This window comes from Maribacter caenipelagi (genome assembly GCF_004364175.1).
Classification (GTDB): Bacteria; Bacteroidota; Bacteroidia; order Flavobacteriales; family Flavobacteriaceae; genus Maribacter; species Maribacter caenipelagi.
The window spans coordinates 538,636-548,628 of record NZ_SNZW01000013.1 but is presented as its reverse complement, the minus strand read 5'-3'; the positions used below and the strand labels follow the sequence as shown (position 1 = coordinate 548,628).

Annotated in this window: 10 protein-coding genes; 9 read left to right on the top strand and 1 reads right to left on the bottom strand. The window is 34.3% G+C overall.

The genetic code is table 11. The features are described 5' to 3' along the window. Positions 1 to 31: 31 nt before the first annotated feature. From DFQ03_RS07365 to DFQ03_RS07330, 9 genes are all read left to right on the top strand, one after another. Positions 32 to 292 (top strand): hypothetical protein, encoded by a 261-nt coding sequence (locus tag DFQ03_RS07365; protein WP_133672519.1) that lies wholly within the window; start codon positions 32 to 34, stop codon positions 290 to 292. Between the two features lie 375 nt (positions 293 to 667). Further along, positions 668 to 928, top strand: coding sequence for a hypothetical protein (locus DFQ03_RS07360; RefSeq protein ID WP_133672518.1), 261 nt, complete (start codon positions 668 to 670; stop codon positions 926 to 928). Between the two features lie 132 nt (positions 929 to 1,060). Next, positions 1,061 to 1,555 (top strand): hypothetical protein, encoded by a 495-nt coding sequence (locus DFQ03_RS07355; protein WP_133672517.1) that lies wholly within the window; start codon positions 1,061 to 1,063, stop codon positions 1,553 to 1,555. Positions 1,556 to 1,585: 30 nt separating this feature from the next. Beyond that, complete coding sequence (locus DFQ03_RS18785; RefSeq protein ID WP_166637446.1) at positions 1,586 to 1,732, top strand: hypothetical protein; 147 nt, start codon at positions 1,586 to 1,588, stop codon at positions 1,730 to 1,732. A gap of 79 nt (positions 1,733 to 1,811) precedes the next feature. Beyond that, positions 1,812 to 2,387, top strand: a complete 576-nt coding sequence (locus tag DFQ03_RS07350; protein ID WP_133672516.1) for a cob(I)yrinic acid a,c-diamide adenosyltransferase — start codon at positions 1,812 to 1,814, stop codon at positions 2,385 to 2,387. 134 nt (positions 2,388 to 2,521) lie between these two features. Continuing rightward, positions 2,522 to 2,746: a DUF2795 domain-containing protein gene (locus DFQ03_RS07345; protein ID WP_027064442.1), complete on the top strand. Its 225-nt coding sequence runs from the start codon at positions 2,522 to 2,524 to the stop codon at positions 2,744 to 2,746. Positions 2,747 to 2,962: 216 nt separating this feature from the next. Continuing rightward, positions 2,963 to 6,322 carry a preprotein translocase subunit SecA gene (gene secA, locus DFQ03_RS07340; RefSeq protein ID WP_133672515.1) on the top strand — a complete coding sequence of 1,120 codons (3,360 nt, stop codon included), beginning with the start codon at positions 2,963 to 2,965 and terminating at the stop codon, positions 6,320 to 6,322. 314 nt (positions 6,323 to 6,636) lie between these two features. Continuing rightward, complete coding sequence (locus DFQ03_RS07335; RefSeq protein WP_133672514.1) at positions 6,637 to 7,857, top strand: sensor histidine kinase; 1,221 nt, start codon at positions 6,637 to 6,639, stop codon at positions 7,855 to 7,857. 144 nt (positions 7,858 to 8,001) lie between these two features. Then, on the top strand, positions 8,002 to 9,561 hold the full coding sequence (locus DFQ03_RS07330) for an amidohydrolase family protein (RefSeq protein ID WP_243834454.1): 1,560 nt from the start codon (positions 8,002 to 8,004) through the stop codon (positions 9,559 to 9,561). Between the two features lie 167 nt (positions 9,562 to 9,728). Here DFQ03_RS07330 and DFQ03_RS07325 read toward each other — a convergent pair whose 3' ends face one another. Then, complete coding sequence (locus DFQ03_RS07325) at positions 9,729 to 9,986, bottom strand: hypothetical protein (protein WP_133672512.1); 258 nt, start codon at positions 9,984 to 9,986, stop codon at positions 9,729 to 9,731. Positions 9,987 to 9,993: the final 7 nt, after the last annotated feature.

The window sequence follows — 9,993 nt, the reverse complement described above, 5'->3', positions numbered from 1 at the left end:
CCCTGTACTTTAGCAGTGTAAAACAAATATTATGAAGTCAATTATTATTTTAACCGCTCTTTTCTTCTCTACTTTCTTAGTACAAGCACAAGCTAACAACGAGAATGTTTCTTTAGAGATCGAAACTATACAAGTAGAGATGGTTCAAACAATTGATAGTAATGATATTTCTGTTCCAACAATCGAAACTGAAAACACAATCGAAGTTGCTAGATTATACAAGAACAAAAACAACAGAGTAATCAAGGCTTTGGAATTCACAACAAAAATGAACAACGCTAAACTTTCTTAATACAATTTTCAAAAACCCTTTTTGCCCCAAATATATACCTACCCATTTCTTACCAAAACCTACTATTAAGTTCAATCTCAAAATTCAAGTTCAAGTTCAAGTCAAGTTCAAAATTCATTCTCAAGTCAAAATAACCATTCAACCGTATATCGTATTTTTGTAATAGTTAGCTTCGGTATAAATTAAAAGCAGATAACATCAATACTTACGCTTATTGAGCGCACTATTAAATTCTCGGACTGCCTCCTATTTCACCTTCTATAAATTTAATAACCGAACCTAAATTACCATTCGTCTATAGATAAATGACGCCCAACGACGTGCTTTAAAATATGTTTGTTCATCACTGTACTTTAGCAGTGTAAAACAAATATTATGAAGTCAATTATTATTTTAACCGCTCTTTTCTTCTCTACTTTCTTAGTACAAGCACAAGCTAACAACGAGAATGTTTCTTTAGAGATCGAAACTATACAAGTAGAGATGGTTCAAACAATTGAAAGTAATGATATTTCTGTTCCAACAATCGAAACTAAAAACACAATCGAAGTTGCTAGATTGTACAAGAACAAAAACAACAGAGTGATCAAGGCTTTAGAATTCACTACAAAATTGAACAACGCTAAACTTTCTTAAAACAATTTTCAAAAACCCTTTTTGCCCCAAATATATACCTAACCATTTCTTACCAAAACCTACTTTTCAAATTATTACAGTTCTAATTTCAACCATTATCTTTACTTTTTTAAAAAATTGAAAAAGTAGATCGTGTTCCGTTTTATATCCTACATTAAATTTATTCTTACTTCTACCAATCAACATGGGGTACATTCACCTTTTGTATATGATTACATTACCAAATGTCTTTATAAGAAAAAGGAACTTAAGCATCCTACAACCCTAAAAGTGCTTATTAAAAGTATCGGGTATTTCAAATATGATGCTATACGTCTAATAGGAGATTATAAAACATCCGAAGAAATTATAAAACAATACTACCCCAATATTTCATTTACTGAAAACAATACCAGTATTATCATTTGCAACATCTCTGAGGCAATGCAAGCCAATTTAGATATCAGTACGTTTTCTAATGACGGTATGTTACTTTTAAACGACATACATGCCAGTAGTAAAAATCTTAAAACTTGGGAACACCTTAAAGAATTAAACCATGTTCGTGTTTCAATAGATATGTTTTATTGTGGAGCCCTATTTTTTAGAAAAGAACAAGTAAAGGAACATTTTAAAATACGGATATAAACCAGTAATTTTAGCTAAAGTAAATTTTTAATGAACAGTAATACTATTTATATTACCCTAGGTGTCGTTTTCGCTATTTACATAGTTATTCGCATTACCAGTAAAAGTAAATCTAGCGAGCGTAAATCAAGAAAGTTTATGGGAGATTATGAACGCAAAGACAAGAAAGAGAATTAATCATTCAGAATTTTAACTGTTATTATTCTTACTATCTATTATTAAATAATCTACACCATTACTTTCTATACTCTGTAAAATGAAAATATATACCAAAACAGGAGATGACGGCACTACCGGACTTTTTGGAGGAACACGCGTACCTAAACATCATATTCGTATCGATAGCTATGGTACGGTCGATGAATTGAATTCTTGGTTAGGTCTAATTAGAGATCAAGACATTGCCCCTACTTACAAGCAACAACTTACTTCCATTCAAGAGCATTTATTTACTGTAGGCGCTATTTTGGCCACCGATCCAGAAAAAGAAATACTCAAAAATGGTGAAGAGCGATTAAAAATAACCAAAGTAGGCACTAGTGAAATCAATTTTTTAGAACAAGCTATAGATGAAATGGACCGTCAATTACCGCCAATGACCCATTTTATTCTTCCTGGCGGTCATACAACAGTGTCATACTGTCATATTGCGCGTACCGTTTGTAGAAGAGCAGAACGTATTTCAACTTTATTATTTCAAAATGAGCCATTTGATAAAAATGTGCTATCTTTTATAAATAGGCTTTCAGATTATCTTTTTGTATTGGCACGAAAATTGTCTTATGATTTACAGGCGGATGAAATAAAATGGATTCCTAAAAAAAAGGACTAATAATTCTGTAATTTATTCGTTATCAATAAACAAATGCAAAAAAAGTACGAGATAAATATGAAATTTATTATTAATTTCTTTGCTGTCTCAATTTAAAAATTACTTTTGCAAAAAATTAAAATTAAACTATTACTATGTATTGGACATTAGAATTAGCATCTTATTTAAGTGATGCACCTTGGCCGGCAAGTAAAGATGAGTTAATAGATTACTCCATCAGAACTGGAGCCCCTCTTGAAGTCGTAGAAAATTTACAATCTATGGAAGAAGAAGGTGGCGAAATATATGAATCTATCGAAGAGATCTGGCCTGACTATCCAACGGAAGAAGACTACCTCTGGAACGAGGACGAATATTAATATTCGATATCATAATAACTACTAAAAAGTCTCCTCGGAGGCTTTTTTTTTATGTAATTTTGGCAGGTTATTAGGTTAAACTGTCCAAATATCAAGACTGGAATACCTTTTGCTCTTTAAGAGCATCGATTATAATTGTCGAATATAAAATATTTTGAAAGCTATTCTCGCTAGAATTATAGCCAGAAAAGTTTCAATTCTAATAGTTTAAAATATATGAGTTTCATTAATTCCATCCTAAAGGCATTCGTTGGTGATAAATCACAAAAAGATGTAAAAGAATTACAGCCTTTAGTAGACCAAATAAAATCATTCGAATCAAAGCTAGAAAGCCTTAGTCACGATGAGCTTAGACAAAAAACAATAGAGTTCAAGAAGGCTATTCAAGATTCTATCAAAGAAAAATCAGATCAAATTAGCGCTTTAGAAGAAGAGGTTAAAAACTCTACCGACATTGATAAAAATGAAGACCTTTACACAGAAATAGATAGATTAAAGGAAGAATCTTATATAATTTCTGAAGATACTTTAAATAAAATTCTACCTGAAGCTTTCGCTGTTGTTAAAGAAACTGCCAAACGTTTCGCTAATAATGAGACTTTAGAAGTGACTGCCTCTGAATATGACAGAACGTTGTCAGGTTCTAAAGAATATGTCACTCTTGAAGGTACCAATGCTATCTGGAAGAACTCTTGGGATGCCGCAGGAAAAGAAGTTACCTGGGATATGGTACATTACGATGTTCAACTTATTGGTGGTATTGCCATGCACCAAGGTAAAATTGCAGAGATGCAAACTGGTGAAGGTAAAACCCTTGTTGCTACGCTTCCTTTATATTTAAATGCCTTAAGTGGTAACGGTGCCCATTTGGTAACCGTAAATGATTACTTAGCAAAAAGAGATAGTGCTTGGATGGCACCTATATTTCAATTTCATGGACTTTCTGTAGATTGTATAGATTACCACAGACCAAATTCTGATGGTAGACGTGCAGCTTACAATGCGGATATTACATACGGTACTAATAATGAATTCGGTTTTGATTACTTAAGGGATAATATGGCGCATACGCCAAAAGACTTGGTACAGCGCCCACATAATTATGCCATGGTCGATGAGGTCGATTCAGTTTTGGTCGATGATGCTCGTACCCCATTAATTATTTCTGGTCCAGTACCAGAAGGTGACCGTCATGAATTTAATGAACTAAAACCTAAGGTTGACGAAATTGTAAGAAAGCAACGTCAGCATTTAACAGGTGTATTGGCAGAAGCTAAAAAATTAATCGCAGAAGGTGATACCAAAGAAGGTGGTTTTCTTTTGCTACGTGTATATCGCGGGTTACCGAAAAATAAAGCATTAATAAAATTCTTAAGTGAAGAAGGAGTAAAACAATTACTTCAAAAAACTGAGAATTATTACATGCAAGACAACAACAGGGAAATGCCAGTTGTTGATGAAGATTTGTTGTTTGTGATCGATGAAAAGAACAACCAAATAGAATTGACCGATAAAGGGGTTAATTATATTTCGGGCGAACAGGATAAAGATTTCTTCGTGATGCCAGATATTGGTGGAGAAATTGCCAAGATTGAAAATCAAAATCTTGAAATTGAAAAAGAAGCCGAACTTAAAGAAGAGCTTTTTAAAGATTTTACTATTAAAAGTGAACGTATACATACCATGAGCCAATTATTAAAGGCTTACACCTTATTCGAAAAGGATACGGAATATGTGGTAATGGAAAATAAAGTAATGATTGTTGATGAGCAGACCGGTCGTATTATGGACGGTCGTAGATACTCTGACGGTTTACACCAGGCAATTGAAGCAAAAGAGAATGTAAAGATCGAAGCATTAACTCAAACTTTTGCGACTGTTACGTTACAGAACTACTTTAGAATGTACAGCAAACTTGCTGGTATGACAGGTACTGCTGTTACCGAAGCTGGTGAATTCTGGGAAATCTACAAGTTAGATGTAATGGAAATCCCTACCAACAGACCTATTGCTAGAGAAGATAAAAATGACCTTATCTACAAGACAAAAAGAGAAAAATACAATGCTATTATTGAAGAAGTTACTAAAATAAGTCAGGCAGGAAGACCTGTATTAATTGGTACTACTTCTGTAGAAATATCAGAATTGTTATCTAAATTATTAAGTGTACGTAAAGTACCTCACAACGTACTGAACGCGAAACTTCACAAGAAAGAAGCAGATGTAGTTGCTGAGGCCGGTAATGCCGGTGTTGTAACTATTGCGACCAACATGGCCGGTCGTGGTACCGATATTAAATTGTCTGATGCTGTTAAGAAAGCAGGTGGACTAGCAATTATAGGTACTGAAAGACATGATTCTCGTCGTGTAGATAGACAGCTACGTGGTCGTTCTGGTCGTCAAGGAGATCCAGGAAGCTCTCAATTTTACGTTTCGTTAGAAGATAACCTAATGCGTTTATTCGGTTCTGATAGGGTTGCTAAGATGATGGACAAAATGGGCTTGGAAGATGGTGAAGTTATTCAGCATAGTATGATGACCAAATCTATTGAACGTGCTCAGAAAAAAGTTGAAGAAAATAACTTTGGTGTACGTAAGCGTCTTTTAGAATACGATGATGTTATGAATGCACAGCGTGAAGTTGTGTACAAAAGAAGACGTCATGCATTACAAGGCGAGCGTTTAAAGCTAGATATTGCCAATATGGTCTATGATACCTGTGAGGTTATCGTAGAGAGCAATAAAGCTGCAAGTGATTATAAGAATTTAGAATTTGAATTGATTAAATACTTCTCTATTACATCACCTGTAGATGAAGCTGATTTTGGCAAAATGACAGCTCAAGAAATTACCGGTAAAATTTATAAGGCTGCATACGAGTATTATAATGACAAGATGGAGCGTAATGCTGCAGCGGCTTTCCCGGTAATCAAAAAGGTACATGAAGATAATGCCAATAACTTTGAGCGTATCGTAGTTCCTTTTACTGACGGAATCAAAAGCTTGAATGTAGTAACTAACCTTCAAGAAGCATATGACAGTAACGGTAAGCAATTGATAACAGATTTTGAGAAAAATATCTCATTGGCTATTATAGATGATTCGTGGAAGACACATCTTCGTAAAATGGATGAGTTGAAGCAATCGGTACAATTAGCGGTTCACGAGCAAAAAGATCCTTTATTAATTTATAAGTTCGAAGCATTTGAACTTTTTAAATCAATGATCGAGAAAGTAAACAAAGATGTGGTCTCTTTCTTGTTTAAAGGTGAATTACCTTCTGAGAACCCTAATGCTATTCAAGAAGAAAGAAACGTTCAACGTAGAGATAATTTACAGACGTCAAAAGAGGAAATTCCTAATAGTGATGAGTTAGCGGCACGTAGTAGAGCAGTAAGTCAAAATCAGGCTGAACGCCCTGCGGTTACAGAAACCATTACAAGGGAACAACCAAAAATTGGAAGAAACGAGCGCGTTACCATCAAAAATGTAATGAGCGGAGAGAGTAAAACGATAAAGTTTAAACAAGCTGAGCCACTTTTGCAAAACGGTTCATGGGTGTTGACTCAAGATTAAATTACATCTAAATTATAAAGTTAAAAAAGGCATCCGTTTGGATGCCTTTCTTGTTTCTTTCATCTAACAAGCTATACCTAAACGAAATAAAGGTAAATTAAATGTTGAATAATTTTTCAGGTTTATTTACAAATACAACCAATTAACAATAGATTTAATATTTTTAACCAATATTTAAGCAAAAAAAATATATAATTCAGAAAAATAATAGTCGTTTTTATCATAGTTAAGTCGAAAATACTAGCATAATGATAAAAACATAATTAGATTTACATTACGTAATTCGTATGTTTTCTAGTACATAAATAATATCTATGCCCGGATTTACCATTGACAAAGAACGTCTACAGGATAAAACCAAATTATTTTTAAGGGTTAATTATACCACTAGCATTATCTCCATCCTATTTGGAGCCTTGTGCTATTTCTTTTTGAACATTACCCAAATTATACCTTTTGCTCTTGCTGGCTTTGCTATTTTAAATATTATCAATTTACTATACTTTAAAGCCCATAAAAATATAGTACCTACTTTTAACTTTTCATCTATTATAGGTTTAATAACCGCTGTAGTCGTAACCGTTTATAGCGGCGGAATTCATAGTCCGTTTATATTCATGATTCCTTTGATTGCTTTTGGCGGATTCATAAACAGCACGAGATATGGGCGAATTTATCTAAATATTATCATTATTTTAATTCTATTGATATTTACCCAAACCATACCTGAATTACGTATTACCGAAAATTTAGTTACAGAAGAATCAAGCTCAGTTTTTAGTCTTGTATCCGTTTTGTTCGCTGTATTTATATTGGGAAATACTTTAGGAAAAACGCTCTTAAAAACCTACAATGCCATGTACAGTTCAAAAAGGGCCTTGGCAATGCAGGTACATGAAAAAGAAAATCTTTTAAAAGAAGTACATCACAGGGTAAAAAACAATTTACAAACAGTTTCCAGTTTGTTAAGCTTACAATCGAGAAATATAGAAACCGGACCAATGAAAGGTCTTTTAAAAGGAACTCAGAATAGGGTAATTGCCATGGCTATGGTACATGAAATGCTTTATATGCGTAATGACATTAGCCATATCGAATACAAATCTTACGTACAAGAATTAAGCGAATATTTAATTCGTTCTATAAAAGGCAATGACAATAACGTAGATTTAATAATTGATATTCCTGATATTAAACTGGGTATAGATACAGCGATTCCATTAGGACTCTTAATTAATGAAACTTTGACAAATGCCTTAAAATATGGTATTGAAAGTGATCAAGATGGCGAAATCAGTATCAAATTACAGAAAGACAACGAACAAGAAAATTGTTATATTCTAGAAATCGGTGATAATGGAATCGGGTTCCCTGAAACCATAAATCATAAAAACACTAAATCTTTAGGGTTAAAGCTGATACACAATCTTACACGACAATTAAGAGGAACTATACAACGTGATAATTCTAAGAAAGGAACAAATTACATTATTAAGTTTCAAGAAATTAAGCAACAATTATCTCCAGTTGCTTAACGAACATACCTTATAAATAACAATTTCATTATTTGCACTTAAAGTTGGTTTACCAACACACTAATTTCTGATGCTTTGGTTATATTTAAGGTAACTAACTCAAACTACCACTTTATGTTACGCAAATTTCTGCTTGCAACCGCAATGACCTTCGCTGTCTTGCTTTCCGTCAACGCCCAATCCTTAGAAGGCGATGGTCCACATTCGCAATTAATTATTAGAGGCGTTATGCTTATTAACGGCAACGGTGCACCACCACAAGGTCCTATTGATATTGTGGTAGAAAACAATATTATTAAAGATGTAAAAGTAGTTGGCTACCCGGGTGTCGCCATTGATGATGCCAAAAGACCGCAATTAAAGACAGGTGGAAAAGAACTAGATTGCACCGGCATGTATTTAATGCCCGGTTTTATTGATATGCACACCCATATTGGCGGTGACGCTCAAGGTGCAGATCCAGATTATGTATTTAAACTGTGGATGGCCCACGGTGTTACTACTGTTCGTGAAGTTGCAGGAAGGGGTATTGATATTGCAATGGATTTAAAACATAAAAGTGAGAAAAATGAAATTATAGCACCACGTATTATATCATATACAGCATTTGGGCAAACGAGTAAATCTTTTAATCCGTTAAACGACATTCCAATTTCAACTGCAGAACAAGCAAGAGAATGGGTACGTGCCAACGCAAAAAAGGGAGCTGATGGTATTAAATTCTTCGGAGCCGAGCCTGAGATTATGGCTGCAGCACTTGATGAAAATAAAAAATTAGGATTAGGTTCTGCATGCCATCACGCACAAATGAGCGTAGCCCGTTGGAATGTTTTACATTCCGCCAGAGCAGGTCTAACCTCTATGGAGCATTGGTATGGGTTACCTGAAGCTTTGTTCGATGATAGAACCGTACAAGATTTTCCGTTGGACTATAACTACCAAAACGAGCAAGATCGCTTTGAAAATGCAGGAAAATTATGGGAACAAGCTGCAGAACCTTATTCTGAGCATTGGAATAATGTTATGAATGAACTATTAGCGCTTGATTTCACCATGGATCCAACCTTCAATATTTATGAAGCTAGTAGAGATTTACAACGTGCCAGAAGAGCAGAATGGCATGAAGACTATACATTGCCTTCATTATGGGAATTCTATCAACCTAGTAAGGTATCTCATGGTTCTTACTGGCATGATTGGGGTACAGAGCAAGAAGTTGCCTGGAGAAACAATTATAAACTTTGGATGACCTTTATCAATGAATATAAAAATAGAGGCGGTAGAGTAACAACTGGATCAGATTCCGGATTCATATTCCAACTATACGGGTTTGCTTATATAAGAGAACTGGAATTAATGAGAGAAGCTGGGTTTCATCCGTTAGAGATCATACAATCCGCTACGTTAAATGGCGCGGAGGCACTAGGTATGGATGACAAATTAGGTTCAGTCACCATAGGCAAACTGGCAGACTTTGTCATTGTTGAGGAAAATCCGCTTCAAAACTTCAAAGTATTATACGGTACGGGAGCTATAAATCTTACCGATGATAACGAGGTGGTTCGTGTTGGTGGTGTAAAATACACCGTTAAAGATGGAATCGTTTATGACTCCAAAGCATTATTGGCAGATGTCAAAAGACAGGTAGATGAGGCTAAAGCCAAAAGTAACTATACAATTAAACAGCCTGGTATAAAAAATTAAAACTTACGTTTGTTCACCGGCACTTTAACGGTACGTACTTTTTTTTCGTTTTTTGAAGTAAAAGCTATAGTTGCAATAACGATAAGTGCAGGTATTATAATTGAAAGTAACATCATATTGAAAAATTTATAAGGTGCTTAATTGCACCTTTTTATATAGGGCAAAGATTATGCCAACTTACTATATGACTTCTTGGTAATAAATGCTAATTCTTTGTTAACCCTAGCATTTTTGTATCTATATAAACGTGCTACTGAGGTTTCAGCAGTAATTGCAATCGTTTTCTTGTTGCTAATATCGTTAAGGCTATCAACCAAAACAATACCCATTTTAGTAGCGTTAACTTTATCATCTGTTTGGGGTGTTTGTGCCAACGCAAATGCGCCAGCGAAAATTATTATAAATAAGGTTACAAGTGCTTTCATATCGTAA